Origin of the sequence: Aeromonas sp. ZOR0002 (assembly GCF_963866995.1) — a bacterium.
Lineage (GTDB): Bacteria > Pseudomonadota > Gammaproteobacteria > Enterobacterales > Aeromonadaceae > Aeromonas > Aeromonas caviae.
This window is the reverse complement of sequence record NZ_CAWMFQ010000006.1, coordinates 1-14,634: the sequence shown is the minus strand read 5'-3', so window position 1 is coordinate 14,634 and position 14,634 is coordinate 1. Positions and strand designations below refer to the sequence as shown.

Sequence of the window (14,634 nt, the reverse complement as noted above, 5' to 3'; positions counted from 1 at the left end):
CGTCGCGAGCCAGTTGCCGGATGGCATCAATGGCTGCCGCCGCACCCTGCTCATCGCTCATGGCGCTCACATCCACCCCCATATGACGGGCCACATCCTTGAGCCGACCGGCGCACACCCGGGCGTTGTAGGCCTGGACATGGGGCAGCAGCACCGCATTGCACACCCCGTGGGGCAGGTCGTAGAAGCCGCCGAGCTGGTGAGCCATGGCGTGCACATAGCCCAGGCTTGCGTTGTTGAAGGCCATGCCGGCCAGGAACTGGGCATAGGCCATCTGCTCGCGGGCATGGAGATCCTCCCCCTGATGCACGGCGGTGCGAAGGTGTTCGGCAATCAGTGCGATGGCCATCACGGCGCTGGCATCGGTGACCGGGGTGGCGGCGGTGGAGACATAGGCCTCGATGGCGTGGGTCAGGGCATCCATGCCGGTGGCGGCGGTGAGGCCGGCGGGCTTGGCCAGCATCAGTTCCGGGTCGTTGACCGACATCAGCGGCGTGACGTGCTTGTCGATGATGGCCATTTTCACCTGACGGGATTCGTCGGTAATGATGCAAAAACGGGTCATCTCGGAGGCGGTGCCGGCCGTGGTATTGATGGCGATGAGCGGCAACTGCGGCTTGGCGGAGCGATCCACCCCCTCGTAATCCTTGATGCTGCCCCCATTGGCGGCCACCAGGGCGATGCCCTTGGCGCAGTCGTGGGGTGAGCCGCCGCCGAGCGAAATGACGCAGTCACAGCCATGGGCCCGGATCATCGCAAGACCCGCCTCGACGTTGGCCACGGTGGGATTGGGTCTGGTCTCATCGAACACCACGGCATCGATGCCGTGCTCGGCCAGGAGGGCGGCAAGCCGGCCCACCACGCCAATCTGGCCCAGGATCTTGTCGGTGACGATGAGCGCCTTGCGATAGCCATGTCCCTGGATATCCGCTGCCGCCTCCTGCAGGCAGCCCGCCCCCATCAGGTTGATTGCGGGAATGTAGAACTTGAATGTCGCCATGATGGACTCCGTATGATTAGCCATTAAGTGGTATGCGGGCGCCAACATAACAGCGTCGGAGGGGATGAGAAGGGGTCAATGGTATCTCGTTTGCAACTTTGTGGACTCGATCGCGCTCTTTAAATGGACGGTCGCTCAAGGCTTGACAAGGGATGGGAGTGCAAAAGGAGTGTAAAAACGTTTTTCAAGAAATTCATCATCTTAGCAAACGTTTCGCGCCATTTTTGTCAGCTTTGAAGCGCAGAAGTGTGAGGCGCATCAAGGAATTGGAAAGCGCTTTCGACCATAGTTGGCGCCTCCCCGGATGAGGGGATACCGGCTTGAAAGTACCGTAAAGAATCACCTTAACTGCACTCGGCGGCCATGCGGCGGGGCGCAACCAGGAGTCCACTATGTCTGATGTATTTCACTTGGGTTTGAAAAAAGCGGATCTGCAAGGCGCCACCCTGGCGATCGTCCCCGGTGACCCCGAGCGCGTGAAGCGCATCGCAGAACTGTTGGACAACCCGGTGCACCTGGCCAGCCATCGTGAATTCACCACCTGGCGCGGCGAGATGGACGGCAAGGCCGTGATCATCTGCTCCACCGGTATCGGTGGCCCGTCCACCTCCATCGCGGTGGAAGAGCTGGCCCAGCTGGGTATCCGTACCTTCCTGCGCATCGGCACCACCGGCGCCATCCAGCCGCACCTGAACGTGGGCGACGTGATCGTCACCACCGGCTCCGTGCGCCTCGACGGTGCCAGCCTGCACTTCGCGCCGATGGAGTTCCCGGCAGTGGCCGACTTCGACTGCACCACCGCCTTGGTGAACACCGCCAAGGAGCTGGGCTCGAAGCTGCACGTGGGCGTCACTGCTTCTTCCGACACCTTCTACCCGGGTCAGGAGCGTTACGACACCGTATCCGGCCGCGTGGTACAACGTTTCCAGGGTTCCATGAAAGAGTGGCAAGCCATGGGCGTGCTGAACTACGAGATGGAGTCCGCGACCCTGCTGACCATGTGTACCAGCCAGGGCCTGCGTGCGGGCATGGTGGCCGGTGTCATCGTGAACCGTACCCAGCAGGAAATCCCGAACGCCGAAACCATGGCGAAAACCGAATCTGATGCCATCAAGATCGTGCTGGGCGCCGCCCGCAAGCTGATCTGATAGCACCACACCGAGTGGGGGGTGGGGGCCGTTGCGAAAGCGCGGCCCCTATCTTTATCCGCCGTTTGCCCTTTTTGCCTTTCTGGCCCTGCTTTCCCCCTTCTTCGTTACCCCTGTTGCCCCGTCATGGCCGCCAGTGCCTGCGCAAAGGGCGCTTCACAGCGGATCTGTACCGCTTCGCCGCTCACCGGGTGCACAAAACCGAGTTCACTGGCGTGCAGCATCAGTCTGGGGGCCCGTTCGCAGCCGGGCGGGAGCAGGCCGCCATAGAGATCGCATCCCAGGATGGGGTGGCCCAGCCACTGGCTGTGGATGCGCAGCTGGTGGGTGCGCCCGGTCTCCGGTACCAGTCTGACCCGGGTCAATGGCACCGGCTGGCCTGCCCCCTCCAGGGTGAGCCGCTCCATCACCCGATAGCGTGAGCGGGCGGGTTTGCCGCTGGCGGCGCAGATGCTCATCAGCGGGAACAGCGCCGGATCCTTGGCGATGGATGCGTCGATGACGCCCTCATCCGCCGCCAGATGGCCGCAGAGCAGTGCCTCGTAAGCCTTGCTCACGGTGCGCTGGCTGAACTGGTGGCAGAGCAGGGCGTTGATGCTCTTGTTTCTGGCCACCACCATGACGCCCGAGGTGCCAAAGTCGAGGCGGTGCACCAGGGTGCAGCCGGGGTAATCCTGTACCAGCCGATAATGGACCGAATCGAGGTTCTGCGGGTTCTTGCCCGAGAGGCTCAGCAGGCCGCTCGGCTTGTTGATGAGCAGCAGATGTGCATCCTCAAACAGGATCTCGATGGTGGCGGCGCAGGGCGGAGCAACAAAGGTGTCGATGATGGCGGACATGGGGCAACCGGACGATGAAGGGGGAGGGATCATACCCGAACGATGGCGGCGCGGCGAATCTGGGTGTCCGCTCCCAAGGCCTGTCGCCAAGTACTTGATCTCGTTGGTTGAGGCGTTTTGTGACTCCTTCCTGAGTTCATCTGGCTATCTCTTGCTAAGGTATGGCTCCCTGTCATGTTGTAAGGAGTCTGTCCATGGCGTTGCCCGTTATTCTCGATTGCGATCCCGGCCACGATGATGCCATCGCCCTCATTCTGGCGCTGGCGAGCCCCGAGCTGAAGGTGATGGCGGTCACCACCAGCGCGGGCAACCAGACCCCGGACAAGACCCTCAACAATGCCCTGCGCATCCTGACCCTGCTCGGCCGCGACGACATTCCGGTGGCGGCGGGGGCTGCCAAGCCTCTGGCCCGTGAGCTCATCATCGCCGACAACGTCCACGGCGAATCGGGGCTGGACGGCCCAGAGCTGCCGGATCCCGCCTTTGCTCCCCGGGCGGTGAGCGCCCTTGAACTGATGGCAAGATGTCTGCGCGAGAGCCCGGAGCCGGTCACCCTGGTGCCGACCGGGCCGCTCACCAACATTGCCCTCTTGCTGGCGGCCCACCCCGAGCTCAAGCAGAAGATCGCCCGCATCGTACTGATGGGGGGCGCCGCCGGTGCGGGCAACTGGACCCCCGCGGCGGAATTCAATATTTATGTGGATCCCGAAGCGGCCGATATGGTCTTCAAGTCGGGGCTGCCCATCACCATGTGCGGGCTGGACGTGACCCACGAGGCCCAGGTGATGGACGAGGATATCGAGCGGGTACGCGCCATTCCCAACCCGGTGGCGCAGTGCGTGGCACAGCTGCTCGACTTTTTCATGATCTATCATCGGGATCCCAAGTGGGGATTTGCTGGCGCGCCGCTCCATGACCCCTGTACCATCGCCTGGCTGCTGGCGCCTTCCCTGTTTCACGGGGTGGAGTGCCGGGTCGATATCGAAACCGGCGGGACCCATACCCTGGGCATGACGGTGGTGGATCGCTACGACCTGACCGGCAAACCGGCCAATGCCCTGGTGCTGCTGGGGCTCGACAGGGTCGGTTTCATCGAGTTGCTGGTGCAGCGACTGCGCTCATTTGGTTGACATCCTGGACATCGGATAAGGGGTTGGGAATGTGGAAAGGGACGTTGGCGCTGCTGACATGCATGCAACTGACGGGTTGCGCGACCCCGTTCGAGAAGATGTGGCAGGGGCTGGCGACCTGCGAGCTGGACACCCTTCATCTCGACATCGAGACCGGGCGCCCGGCCAATCCGCAGCTCGCCATGTATACCCCTGACAAGGTGAGCGAGGGCTTTGCCTGGTACAAGGTCCATCAGGAGCTGCACGGCCTGCCCATCGTCGGCTTCCTGGTGCCGGCCTCCACCTTCGAGGTACATGCCCTCTTCGTGGATACCCCCATCGCCAATGCCCGCAGGCTGACCCATAACGCCTATGGCAGCGAATTTTCCGACGAGAGGCTGCATGACGAGGGGATGGCCCCCCTGTTGCTGCGCGACCCCAACAATCCCAAGCGCTCCATCATCGACTGTACCCGGGGTGAGTCTGGCGGGGAGCTTGAGGATTCGGCCATGCCCGAGTAGGGCTGCCTGTCACGCTATCGGCCTGAAATAGAGGGGCCAGCCTTGCCGGCTGGCCCCTCTATTTTTATGAAGGCAATCAGTCAACAAAGCCTACATGGTTGCTTCTCGTAAGGTTATTTCCTTCCCTTGACTAGGTGGTAACCAATAAAGCAAAGAAATAGTCCCACTCCTGACCACAGGCCGAAGGTAAACAGTTTGGCAACTGCTTGGCCAAATGCTTCGGATGCTAACAAGATGATCCCGCACATAGCACGACATGTATCGCTGCCATTAGGTAGAGGTTGATGTCCGCTGAGAATGCTCATGCCGTAGATCATGGCAAACACACCAGACAAGATCAGAACCATTCCCATTGGTTTGACACTTAGCCTATGGTCAGGGCTTAAGCGGTTTTCCGTGTGCTCTTTTAGTACCAGCGTCAGAGCAAGGAGAAGTGCCACAAAGCCAAGTAAAACGACAATGGCCGTGAAGTCTGGTGCGGGCCCAGCAAAGAGAGCAGCAAGCATGACACTCCCGGTGGCAAGAATCACGAGTTGCAAAATGATGCGTATAGCCTTCATTAGTGCCACCTGATGTGGGCCGGAAGGGGCCTTGTTTGTCGATGCATAGCCGCTCTCATGAAGGATCAGGGGTAGCGCAGCGTCTCCTTGATAAGAGGCAGCTGGGCCTTGATCCACGCCGGATTGATGGGCCCCCAGTCACTGATGCGGTAGTGCCCCTGCAGATGGCGAGCCCCCTCGGTCTGCTCGAAGGCGCACTGGATGTCGAGCTCCGCCAGGGCGCTGAGGGTGTCCTGGGCGGTGCGGCGCGGCATGCCGGTCGCCTCCATGATGGCGGGCACGGTGTCCGTGCCCTGACTGATGAGGTGAGCCACGTAGAGCCGACGATAGAAGCTGGTGCGGGTCTTGCTCGGCTCGCTCATATCTCGTCCTCGAGGCGATCGAAGTAGCGCCAGGTGGCGATGGCCGCCTTGCCCATCACCAGGGCCCAGACACCGAACCAGAACCAGCGGAAGAAGCTCCAGGTGGAGGCATCGGGCTCGGTGCTCGCGATCTTGGTGACGTTGGGGAACATGGAGAACATGTTCACGCGCCAGCCGTAGGAGGTGATGATGGCCAGGCGTTTTTCGAACTCCATGGACTTGGCCTTGGCCTGGACGTCGGCGGCGTTGAACTTGAAGTAGAAGGGCCAGCCCCATTCGGTGTCTTCATTGCGAAACACCCGGATCTTCTCGCCGGGGCGCTCGGTGTAGATGTAATAGACGTCGGTGGTGGGGCCGTCAGCCGGGTTCTTCTGGCTGATGGGGCCATCCTTGTCGGTGCGCTTCACCTCCACCCCGGTGATGGTGGCGATGGTGTGTTCCGGCAGATAGAAATCGAGCCAGAGTGCGGAGAGCAGGGCGATGAGGCCGAGCGTGATAAAAGCGGGTTTCTTGAACTTCAGGCTCATGATGATCTCTCGATGAGGGGGAGTGACGTGCCTCTACCATACCCACATTTGCGAATGCAGCCCAGCCCCCAATGACACCTTGATGGCAAAAACCCGTTTTAAACAGGAGGCGTGAAGGGGGAGGGGCAAGTGCGGGGCCTGCGCCGGGCCCCGCGGTATCGAAGAGACCCTCTCGGGATCAGAGCTGGAACTGGGCGAGCTGCCTGCGCTGCTGCTCGGCGAGCTGTGACAGTTCGTGACTGGCGGCGGCACTCTGGCTGATGCCGGCGGCGTTCTGGTTCACGATCTCGTGGATGTTGGTGAGGTTGCGGCTGATGTCGGCGGTGACGCAGGATTGTTGTTCTGCCGCGGTCGCCACCTGGGCGTTGGCACCGTTGATCTGGTTGACCGCGTCCGTGATGCCCCCCAGCAAGGCCTGTACCTCGGCGGAGAGCTGCCGGTTGTGGCCGAGGATCTCCAGGGTCTGCTGCACGCCGCTGTTGGCGGAGAGGGACTGGCTCTGCAACTGCTCGATGATGGCCTGGATCTCCTTGGTGGAGTCCTGGGTACGGGCGGCCAGCAGGCGCACTTCGTCGGCCACCACCGCAAAGCCGCGGCCGCTTTCACCGGCGCGGGCCGCTTCGATGGCGGCGTTGAGGGCCAGCAGGTTGGTCTGCTCCGAAATGCTCTGAATGACTTCGATCACCTTGCCGATCTGCTCGGACTGGGACTTGAGCCTGGCCACCACAGTCGCGGCGTTCTCCAGACTGCCCGCCATGCGGCCGTTGGCCTCGATGCTTTCGGCAAACAGGGCCAGCCCCTGCTCGACCCTACTGTTGGCATCCCGGGCCAGCTCGTCGGCCAGGGCGGCGTTGTGGTTGACGTTGTCGGCGGTGCTGGCCAGCTCGGTGACGGCGGAGGCCACCTGTTCGGTCTCACCGCGCTGCTGCTGGGCGTTGACCTCTGCCTGGGTCATCACAGCGGCAAGCTCGGTGGCGGCGGAGGCCACATTGCCGCTGATGCCGGTCAGGGTCTGGATGGTGTTGGCAAGCTGGCTCAGGGTCCGGTTGATATCCCTAGCGAGCTGGCCTAGCTCGTTGTTGCCTTCGGCATTGGCACGCACGTTGAAGCGGCCGAGGGCGACGGCGTGCATCACCTCCTGCAACTGGCCGATGGGCTGCACGATGCGCCCGGAGATCCACCAGCCACCCAGCAGGGCCGCGATCAGGGCGCCCCCCATCAGCAGCAGGGTGCGCAGCAGGGTCGCGCGGTAGTGGGCCTGCTCTTCGGCAATCTCAGTCTGGGTCAGCTGATTGATGTGGACGGACATGGCATCGATCTGCTTGATGAGCGCCTCCCCCAGATCGCGAAAGTGCAGGCGGGCCTGCTCATAGGCGGCGGGATCGCCACTGCCTTGGTACTTGGCGGTCAGCAGGGGCAGCATGCTGCTGCGGGTATGGCCGAGGTAGGCCTGCAGGGCGGCCGCGACCTGACGGTTGTCCTGCTCGGCACCGGTGACAACCAGTCTGGTCAGGATGGCGCCAATCTCCTGTTCGGCGGCGGAGAGCTGGGCCGGCAACTGGGCGAAGAGGGCCTCATCGTACAGGCCGTAGATGGCGTTGGTGCGCAGCCGGTAGGTGGCGTGGATCAGGGCCGCGATGTCGTCCTTGTGGCGGGTGACGCTGGCGGTGGTTTCATTCATGTCCTGAATGGCACCGTCGATTTCCTGTTTGCTGATCACGGCCATCAGCAGCATCAACAGGCTGGCGAGCAGGAGAGGGATAAGCACTTGAAGACGAATGGACAGATTATTCAATGACATGAAAGATCCTAACCCGAAAGAGGAGTGAGGCGGCATCTTACACAGGCGCGACAATCCTTGTCACAGGTTTTTTAATGCTGAATTCTTGCTGAATGAAAAGGTTTTTCTTGTGTTAAAAGAGTGTGATAGGCAAGATCGTCTGCTTGTTACCCTGGAGGTGTAGTGTGTCCGACTGGATTGATCCCGCCATCTTGGCGCTCTTTATTCCCACGTTCTTTTTTGTCTCAGTAACCCCCGGTATGTGCATGACCCTGGCGATGACCCTGGGCATGAGTCTGGGGGTGCGCCGTACCCTGCACATGATGTGGGGGGAGCTTGTCGGCGTCGGCCTGGTCTCCGTGCTGTCGGTGGTCGGGGTGGCGGCAGTCATGCTCAACTACCCGGCCCTGTTCTCTGCATTCAAATATGTAGGTGGCGCCTACCTGGTCTGGCTTGGCATCCAGATGTGGCAGGCCAAGGGCAAGATGGCCATCCCGGCGGATCTCTCGGCGGGTCAGCAGACCAGCCCCATGGGACTGGCCGTGCAGGGTTTCGTGACCGCCATCGCCAACCCCAAGGGGTGGGCCTTCATGGTCTCCCTGCTGCCCCCCTTCATCAATGCGGCCAAGCCGATGGCACCCCAGATAGGGGCCCTGGTCGCGCTCATCCTGGTCATCGAGTTCTCCTGCCTGATGCTCTATGCCAGCGGTGGCCGCACCTTGCGCCATTTCCTCGCCAAGAGCGGCAATGTCACTCTGATGAACCGGATCGCGGGCTCTCTCATGCTGTTTGTCGGGGTCTGGCTGGCGTTCGGTTAAACACCCGCTCAATCTGCCGCCCTATGTGACGCCATGGGGCACCTGAAGAGAGATGATGCAAAAAGGCCACCTCCCTGTCCGGGAGGTGGCCTTTTACATGGGCCCGTTTTTTCATGACCCCACTTTTCATGGACTCATGAGGTCAGTCGGTCAGGCAGTCCGGATCGAACACGTATTCCCCGGCCAGCCAGCGCAGGATCTCGTTCACGCAGGCCTGATCCTGGAACGGCAGGTAGCGGCTCTTGAGGTGGATGACCTGCTCGGGGGTGAGCTGGGCCAGACCGATGTCCTGGAAGAGCGGCAGGTCTGCCTGGATCATGGCGGAGATCTGCGGCCCGCAGGTGGCGTTGAGGGAGGCGTGCAGCGCCTTGTCAGGATCGTACTGCTTGCCGAGTTTGTAGCTCATGGGCAGGGTGGCGAGCGGCAGTGCCGAGAGGGCCGCCTGTTTCATGGGATTGACCGCATGGCCGCTCACGAGATCCGCCAGCTCTGCCGGACGGTTTTCGAAGGCGCGCAGGTGCAGGAAGCTGCTCGCCTTGCTGCCGTCATTGACCGGATAGTTGTCCCACAGGAAGGGCTTGCGATGGAGCCAGTCGGCGGCCTGTTTGAGGTGGGCAGCCGGATACTCGGTGGAGCAGACTTTGGGGCCGGTCCAGAAGACATCGATGCGCCTGTCGAGCCCCTGACCCAGATCCTGCAGATAGTGGGGGGGCATGGCACCGAACACCTTCTCCAGCACCGGATCCGTGCTGTAGTAGCTGGGGCAGAACAGCAGGCGGCCTGCGCCGGTGTGGGCCGCGATGTCGTGGGCGATGGTGAGCTGCCAGTGGGCGAGATCCGGGGTGTCCCCCTTCATGTCGTCAAACAGGATCGCCAGGATATCGGGCTTGAGCGCCTCCTCGATGAGCCTCACCTTCTCCAGCAGGGCGGGTCGCTGGCGGGCATAGTCGTGATGGGCCCCCATGGGGCTCAGGCCCACCCCGAAGGCCAGCCCGTTCTCCCGGCACTGGCGGGCGAGCTGGCACAGGGCTTCAAGCTGGTCGGCGGGCCAGGGTGTGGCCCAGTGCTTGCGCAGGTAGCCGTCTTCCTTGGGGGCGTAGAGGTAGAAGCCATAGCCGTGGCGGGGCAGCCACTGGGCGTAGCGGGCACGGGCTTCCCAGCTCCAGCCCTTGCCAAAGAAACCCTCGATGAGGCCCAGCTTGGGCGAGGGAGGATACAGACCGGACAACAGGGTTTGATAAGGCATGGTTCACTCCCTTCTCACACAAATGCGGGCTACGATGGCCGGCGCCTAGACGGGGTCTTCTTCCAGGAAGCGCACCCCTATCTTGCGGGGTTCACCCTCTTCCATTTCCGCCACCGTCCAGAGCAGTCCCTGCCAGGCGACATGGTCACCGACCACCAGATTATCGCCCAACTGATGGGCAATAAAATCGCCGAGGCTCTGATCCGCCACCTCGCTCACATCCAGCCCGTAGAGCGGGGCGAGATCCACCAGCCTGGCGTTGGCCTCCAGCAGGAAGTCACCGAAGAAGCGCGGGCCCAGGTCCTGCTCCGGCGCCTGGCTGAAGAGCTGACCGAGGGCGGGCAGGTCGTGCTCGTGGCCGATGACGCAGAGGATGTCATCGGATTGCAGGCGGGTACTGCCCGAGGGGTGGAGCAGCTCCTGGCCGCGGAACAGGGCGCAGATGCGGGTGCCCTGGGGCATGCGCAGCTCTCGCAAGGGGGAGCCGATGCACCACTTCTCGGCGCTCAGGCGATAGACGAAGGTCTCCCACTGGCTGTCGAGATCGATTTCCAGCCCAGAGCGGTTGATGGGAGAGGGCGGTGCGGGCACCTCCACTCGCGCCAGCTTTGATGCCAGCGGCAGCGAGCTGCCCTGCAGGATCAGCGAAACCAGCACCACGAAGAAGGCGACATTGAAGTAGAGCTGGGCATTGGGCAGCCCCGCCATCATGGGGAAGACCGCCAGGATGATGGGCACGGCGCCGCGCAGCCCCACCCAGGAGATGAACCAGCGCTCGCGCGGCGCGAAGTTCTTGAACGGCAGCAGTCCAATCCAGACCGACACCGGACGGGCAAACAGGATCATCCACATGGCCAGGGCCAGCGCCGGCAGGGCGATGGGCAGCAGCTTGTGGGGCGAGGCGAGCAGCCCCAGCACCAGGAACATGCCGATCTGGCTGAGCCAGGTCAGGCCGTCCAGCACGGAGAGGGTGGTGCTGCGGCTGCGCAGGGAGAGGTTGCCAAGCAGCAGGCCGGTGAGGTAGATGGCGAGGATGCCGCTGCCCCCCACCGCCGTAGTGAGGGCGAAGATGAGCAGGCCGCCGCTCACGGTGAGCAGGGGATAGAGACCGGGGGCGAGCTTGGCACTGTTGATGAGTTTCCACAGCAGCCAGCCCCCCGCAAGGCCGATGCCAGCGCCCAGACCAAACTGCTTGACGAGTTGCAGCAGCAGGAAGCCGGCATCCAGCCCCTGCTGGGCGGTGGCCAGCACCTCGATCAGGGTGACGGTGAGAAAGACCGCCATGGGATCGTTGCTGCCCGACTCAATCTCCAGGGTGGCGCTGACCCGCTCGTTGAGGCTGCGCCCGCCGAGCAGGGAGAAGACCGCCGCCGCATCGGTGGAGCCGACGATGGCACCGATGAGCATCCCCTGCATCAGGTTGAGGTCGAACAGCCAGGCGGCGGCGAGACCCGTGAGGCCGGTGGTGATGGCCACCCCGACCGTGGCCAGCGAGAGCGCGGGCCAGAGTGCGACCCGAAAGGAGGAGACCCGGGTGCGCATGCCGCCGTCCAGCAGAATGATGGCCAGCGCCAGGTTGCCCACCAGGTAGGCGACCGAGTAGTCGGCGAAGTGGATGCCGCCGGGACCATCCTCACCCGCCAGCATGCCGACGGCGAGGAAGATGACCAGGATGGGGATGCCGACTCTGGAGGAGAGCGCGCTCAACAGGACACTGGCGCCCACCAACAGGGCACCGATGAAGAAGAAACTGTTGACGGTGGTGGCATCCAATGGCGAACTCCTTATGGCGGGCTGCAAAACAGGCACATTATATGCAGATTGACCCCCTTTGTGTGGCTTAATTGTGCATTGTTTTGCAGTTTTTTACGTTTGTTGCGCAGTTTTCAAGCAGGGCGAGGGTGGCGTGCCCGCGCGGGAAAGCGCAGGGAAAGGGGGCAATGGATGGGGCTTTCAGTGCAGGCAGAGGGGGGCGACAGAGGGCGAAAAAATGCCGTGGACGGGAAGGGGGCAGGAGCGCCGACGGGCTCCTGCGAGGGGGTCAGTCGTCCTCGTCGTCCTTGACCTCCCGGATCTTGTCCTTGTACTTGGGCAGCTGTTTCTCGAGCTGCTTCATGTCCTTGATGGCGTTGAGAAACAGGCCGAGCAGAAACAGCAGCGGCAAGCCTATCCATAACCACAAGCTCATCAGAATCTCCTTTCGTGGTGTGCCGGGGTTACATAGCGGGCCAGGATCTCGTCGAGATGAGCCAGGATGCACTCCTTGCCTTCAATATCCGCCCGTTCCAGACAAAGCGCCAGCGCCGCCGGATCCAGGGCCAGCCCGTCGGATTCGGGCGCGAAGCTCAGGTGCCAGGGCTCGTAGGCCACCCCCTGAGCCGGTTGCTCCCCTTTTGCATAGGGCAGGAAGAAGCCGAAGTCGTTCATGTGATCGTCCAGCCATTCGCGCAAATCGGCAAACCAGCCGCCCGCCTCGTACTCCCAGGGTTCCAGCGCGAGCCGGGTGCCGGCGGGGAGGCAGTCCGGATCGTAGATGTCGAGATCCGTGCCCCAGTGATGGCGGCTGGTGCCGGGCAGGGCGCTCCAGTGCAGGATGGCGTGCAGTCGCTCGGTCTCGCCCAGTTGCAGGGCATCGAGGGGCTGGTTGTGCGCATCCAGCAGAGGGCGCTCCCCGCGCCATTTGCCGTTCCAGATGGCGAGCTGGCGCTCGAAGCCGCGCCAGCTGGAGGCCGCCTGCAGGTTGAAACCGGCATGGGCGGCAGCCACCTGCATGTCGTTGAAGGCCGCCGCGGTGGCGGCGGTCAGACGATGGGGGCCGCGCCCCACCAGGATGAGGTGGCTCTCATCCAGCCCAAGCAGTTGATCCTGATTCATGGTCTGGTCTCTCTTGTCCGGAGCGCTGCTCATGCCAGCAGTCGTGCCAGCACTCCTTGGTACATGTCCGCCAGCAGATCCAGGTCGTCCGCCTTCACGCACTCGTTCACCTTGTGGATGGTGGCGTTGACCGGGCCGAGCTCGATGACTTCCGCCCCGGTGGGAGCGATGAAGCGCCCATCGGATGTGCCCCCCGTGGTGAGCAGGGCCGGCTGCTGGCCGTTCACTGCCGCCACGGCGGCGACGGTGGCGTCCAGCAGGGCGCCGGTGTCCGTCAGGAAGGGCTGGCCGGAGAGGGTCCACTTCAGCTCGAAGTCCAGGCCGTGACGGGTCAGCAGCGCCTCGACCCGCTCGCGGATAGCCGCATCGGTGAGCTCGGTGCTGAAGCGGAAGTTGAACTGGACCTGCAACTCCCCCGGGATGACGTTGGAGGCGCCGGTGCCGCCCTGGATGTTGGCGATCTGGAAGCTGGTGGGGGGGAAGTAGGCGTTGCCCTTGTCCCACTCGATGGCGGCGAGCTCCGCCAGCGCCGGGGCCGCCTTGTGGATGGGGTTGTCCGCCAGATGGGGGTAGGCGACGTGGCCCTGCACCCCGCGCACCAGCAGATCGCCGGTGATGGAGCCGCGACGGCCGTTCTTCACCACGTCCCCGACCTGGGCGGTGGAGGAGGGTTCGCCGACGATGCACCAGCGGATCTTCTCGTTGCGTGCCTCCAGGGTGTCGATGACGCGTACCGTGCCGTTGATGAAGGGCCCCTCTTCATCCGAGGTGATGAGAAACGCGATGGAGCCCTTGTGGTCCGGGTGCTCGGCCACGAAGCGCTCGGTCGCCACCACCATGGCGGCCAGAGACCCCTTCATGTCGGCGGCGCCCCGGCCATGGAGCATGCCGTCCTTGATGGTCGGCTCGAATGGCGGGGTGTCCCACTTCTCCAGGGGGCCGGCGGGTACCACGTCGGTGTGGCCGGCGAAGCAGAAGAGGGGACCCTCGCTGCCACGGCGTGCCCAGAGGTTGGTGGTGTCCTCAAAGACCATGGGTTCGATGACGAACCCCAGGCGCGCGAGGCGCTCCGCCATCAGGGTCTGGCACCCTTCATCCAGGGGGGTCACGGAGGGGCGGCTGATCAGATCCTTGGCCAGTGTGATGACGTCCGACATCGGTGTTCCTTAACAGAAAAAGTTAACGGGAGAAGAGGGATTGATAGAGGTCTGCCTTGAAGCCCAGGGTCAGGGTGCCGTCCTGGTCCAGCAGCGGGCGCTTGATCATGGCCGGGTGGGCCAGCAGCAGGTCACGGGCCTTGGCGGTGTCGAGCCCCTGTTTTTCTGCTTCCGGCAGGGCGCGGAAGGTGGTGCCACGGGTGTTGAGCAGGGCTTCCCAGCCCAGCTTGGCGAGCCAGAGATCGAGCTGTTCCGGGCTCAGACCGTCGGCGCGGTGATCATGAAAGCGGTAATCGATACCCGCCTCCTCCAGCCACTTGCGGGCCTTCTTGATGGTGTCGCAGTTCTTGATGCCATAGAGGGTGGTGGCCATGGGGGATCCTTTGTCTGCGGGCCGGCGGCCCTGAAATCGTGCAAGGGCCCGATTCTGGCATTGTGGCCCCCCCATGGCAACGCTCATGGCCGGATGGGCTGGTTTTACCAGTCAGGCCGAGTGGAGAAGGGAGGGGCCGCGCGCCAGCACACGCTGGTCTGGGACGGGATGCGCTGCGGTATCAAAGGGGGAGACCGGGGGCAGGAGGCCCTTATGCTGCACGCCTGGCCGGATAGGACGACAGGTGGCAGGGCGCCTCACAGGGAAGCACACCTGGCCGGATGGGGCCGCTGGGGCCGCTGGGGCCGCTGGGGCCGCTG

The 14,634-nt window shown here is 63.2% G+C and carries 16 protein-coding genes; 4 read left to right on the top strand and 12 right to left on the bottom strand.

Annotated elements, in window-relative coordinates; all coding sequences use genetic code 11:
• Nucleotides 1–1,000, bottom strand: a 1,000-nt coding sequence (locus AACR77_RS00505; protein ID WP_042879105.1) for an iron-containing alcohol dehydrogenase, incomplete at its 3' end; no start/stop codon positions are given.
• A gap of 392 nt (nucleotides 1,001–1,392) precedes the next feature.
• Between AACR77_RS00505 and udp the strand changes: the two genes are divergently transcribed.
• A complete protein-coding gene (gene udp, locus AACR77_RS00500; RefSeq protein WP_010674037.1) occupies nucleotides 1,393–2,148 on the top strand; it encodes a uridine phosphorylase in 756 nt (251 codons plus the stop codon).
• A 107-nt stretch (nucleotides 2,149–2,255) separates the two neighbouring features.
• Here udp and AACR77_RS00495 read toward each other — a convergent pair whose 3' ends face one another.
• Nucleotides 2,256–2,987, bottom strand: a complete 732-nt coding sequence (locus AACR77_RS00495) for an RluA family pseudouridine synthase (RefSeq protein ID WP_080768016.1) — start codon at nucleotides 2,985–2,987, stop codon at nucleotides 2,256–2,258.
• A gap of 194 nt (nucleotides 2,988–3,181) precedes the next feature.
• On the opposite strand from AACR77_RS00495, the gene rihA reads away from it, so the two are divergent.
• Together rihA and AACR77_RS00485 are read left to right on the top strand one after the other, a co-directional pair.
• Nucleotides 3,182–4,117 (top strand): pyrimidine-specific ribonucleoside hydrolase RihA, encoded by a 936-nt coding sequence (rihA, locus tag AACR77_RS00490; protein ID WP_042879103.1) that lies wholly within the window; start codon nucleotides 3,182–3,184, stop codon nucleotides 4,115–4,117.
• Between the two features lie 29 nt (nucleotides 4,118–4,146).
• Nucleotides 4,147–4,617 carry a hypothetical protein gene (locus tag AACR77_RS00485; RefSeq protein ID WP_042879101.1) on the top strand — a complete coding sequence of 157 codons (471 nt, stop codon included), beginning with the start codon at nucleotides 4,147–4,149 and terminating at the stop codon, nucleotides 4,615–4,617.
• A 113-nt stretch (nucleotides 4,618–4,730) separates the two neighbouring features.
• On the opposite strand, the gene AACR77_RS00480 is transcribed toward AACR77_RS00485, so the two are convergent.
• The 4 genes from AACR77_RS00480 to AACR77_RS00465 all read right to left on the bottom strand — a co-directional run bounded on the left by AACR77_RS00480 (nucleotide 4,731) and on the right by AACR77_RS00465 (nucleotide 7,867).
• The gene (locus AACR77_RS00480) at nucleotides 4,731–5,177 is read right to left on the bottom strand and encodes a hypothetical protein (RefSeq protein ID WP_042879098.1); all 447 of its coding nucleotides are present in this window, start codon (nucleotides 5,175–5,177) and stop codon (nucleotides 4,731–4,733) included.
• 65 nt (nucleotides 5,178–5,242) lie between these two features.
• Nucleotides 5,243–5,539, bottom strand: a complete 297-nt coding sequence (locus AACR77_RS00475; protein WP_042879097.1) for a winged helix-turn-helix domain-containing protein — start codon at nucleotides 5,537–5,539, stop codon at nucleotides 5,243–5,245.
• On the bottom strand, nucleotides 5,536–6,066 hold the full coding sequence (locus AACR77_RS00470) for a DUF1523 family protein (protein ID WP_039039880.1): 531 nt from the start codon (nucleotides 6,064–6,066) through the stop codon (nucleotides 5,536–5,538). Before AACR77_RS00470 ends, AACR77_RS00475 begins: the two co-directional genes overlap by 4 nt.
• A 178-nt stretch (nucleotides 6,067–6,244) precedes the next feature.
• Nucleotides 6,245–7,867, bottom strand: coding sequence for a methyl-accepting chemotaxis protein (locus tag AACR77_RS00465; RefSeq protein ID WP_042879095.1), 1,623 nt, complete (start codon nucleotides 7,865–7,867; stop codon nucleotides 6,245–6,247).
• 164 nt (nucleotides 7,868–8,031) lie between these two features.
• Between AACR77_RS00465 and AACR77_RS00460 the strand changes: the two genes are divergently transcribed.
• Nucleotides 8,032–8,664, top strand: a complete 633-nt coding sequence (locus tag AACR77_RS00460; RefSeq protein ID WP_039039878.1) for a LysE family translocator — start codon at nucleotides 8,032–8,034, stop codon at nucleotides 8,662–8,664.
• A 142-nt stretch (nucleotides 8,665–8,806) separates the two neighbouring features.
• Here the strand turns inward: AACR77_RS00460 and AACR77_RS00455 are convergent, their stop codons facing one another.
• From AACR77_RS00455 to AACR77_RS00430, 6 genes are all read right to left on the bottom strand, one after another.
• On the bottom strand, nucleotides 8,807–9,910 hold the full coding sequence (locus AACR77_RS00455; protein WP_010674046.1) for a beta-N-acetylglucosaminidase domain-containing protein: 1,104 nt from the start codon (nucleotides 9,908–9,910) through the stop codon (nucleotides 8,807–8,809).
• Between the two features lie 45 nt (nucleotides 9,911–9,955).
• Nucleotides 9,956–11,683 (bottom strand): potassium/proton antiporter, encoded by a 1,728-nt coding sequence (locus tag AACR77_RS00450; protein WP_042879093.1) that lies wholly within the window; start codon nucleotides 11,681–11,683, stop codon nucleotides 9,956–9,958.
• 268 nt (nucleotides 11,684–11,951) lie between these two features.
• Complete coding sequence (locus tag AACR77_RS00445; protein WP_010674048.1) at nucleotides 11,952–12,098, bottom strand: hypothetical protein; 147 nt, start codon at nucleotides 12,096–12,098, stop codon at nucleotides 11,952–11,954.
• Nucleotides 12,098–12,784: a M15 family metallopeptidase gene (locus AACR77_RS00440; protein WP_042879107.1), complete on the bottom strand. Its 687-nt coding sequence runs from the start codon at nucleotides 12,782–12,784 to the stop codon at nucleotides 12,098–12,100. The genes AACR77_RS00445 and AACR77_RS00440 overlap by 1 nt, the downstream gene beginning before the upstream one ends.
• Before the next feature lie 29 nt (nucleotides 12,785–12,813).
• The gene (gene dapE, locus AACR77_RS00435; protein WP_010674050.1) at nucleotides 12,814–13,941 is read right to left on the bottom strand and encodes a succinyl-diaminopimelate desuccinylase; all 1,128 of its coding nucleotides are present in this window, start codon (nucleotides 13,939–13,941) and stop codon (nucleotides 12,814–12,816) included.
• A 22-nt stretch (nucleotides 13,942–13,963) separates the two neighbouring features.
• Nucleotides 13,964–14,314 carry an ArsC family reductase gene (locus tag AACR77_RS00430; protein ID WP_039039874.1) on the bottom strand — a complete coding sequence of 117 codons (351 nt, stop codon included), beginning with the start codon at nucleotides 14,312–14,314 and terminating at the stop codon, nucleotides 13,964–13,966.
• Nucleotides 14,315–14,634: the final 320 nt, after the last annotated feature.

What these genes read in the sequence shown, in the direction of transcription:
- AACR77_RS00455 (WP_010674046.1), bottom strand. Translation starts at nt 9,910, where the DNA reads ATGCCTTATCAAACCCTGTTGTCCGGTCTGTATCCTCCCTCGCCCAAG.
- AACR77_RS00430 (WP_039039874.1), bottom strand. Translation starts at nt 14,314, where the DNA reads ATGGCCACCACCCTCTATGGCATCAAGAACTGCGACACCATCAAGAAG.
- udp (WP_010674037.1), top strand. Translation starts at nt 1,393, where the DNA reads ATGTCTGATGTATTTCACTTGGGTTTGAAAAAAGCGGATCTGCAAGGC.
- AACR77_RS00470 (WP_039039880.1), bottom strand. Translation starts at nt 6,066, where the DNA reads ATGAGCCTGAAGTTCAAGAAACCCGCTTTTATCACGCTCGGCCTCATC.
- AACR77_RS00465 (WP_042879095.1), bottom strand. Translation starts at nt 7,867, where the DNA reads ATGTCATTGAATAATCTGTCCATTCGTCTTCAAGTGCTTATCCCTCTC.
- AACR77_RS00440 (WP_042879107.1), bottom strand. Translation starts at nt 12,784, where the DNA reads ATGAATCAGGATCAACTGCTTGGGCTGGATGAGAGCCACCTCATCCTG.
- dapE (WP_010674050.1), bottom strand. Translation starts at nt 13,941, where the DNA reads ATGTCGGACGTCATCACACTGGCCAAGGATCTGATCAGCCGCCCCTCC.
- AACR77_RS00485 (WP_042879101.1), top strand. Translation starts at nt 4,147, where the DNA reads ATGTGGAAAGGGACGTTGGCGCTGCTGACATGCATGCAACTGACGGGT.
- rihA (WP_042879103.1), top strand. Translation starts at nt 3,182, where the DNA reads ATGGCGTTGCCCGTTATTCTCGATTGCGATCCCGGCCACGATGATGCC.
- AACR77_RS00445 (WP_010674048.1), bottom strand. Translation starts at nt 12,098, where the DNA reads ATGAGCTTGTGGTTATGGATAGGCTTGCCGCTGCTGTTTCTGCTCGGC.
- AACR77_RS00475 (WP_042879097.1), bottom strand. Translation starts at nt 5,539, where the DNA reads ATGAGCGAGCCGAGCAAGACCCGCACCAGCTTCTATCGTCGGCTCTAC.
- AACR77_RS00495 (WP_080768016.1), bottom strand. Translation starts at nt 2,987, where the DNA reads ATGTCCGCCATCATCGACACCTTTGTTGCTCCGCCCTGCGCCGCCACC.
- AACR77_RS00480 (WP_042879098.1), bottom strand. Translation starts at nt 5,177, where the DNA reads ATGAAGGCTATACGCATCATTTTGCAACTCGTGATTCTTGCCACCGGG.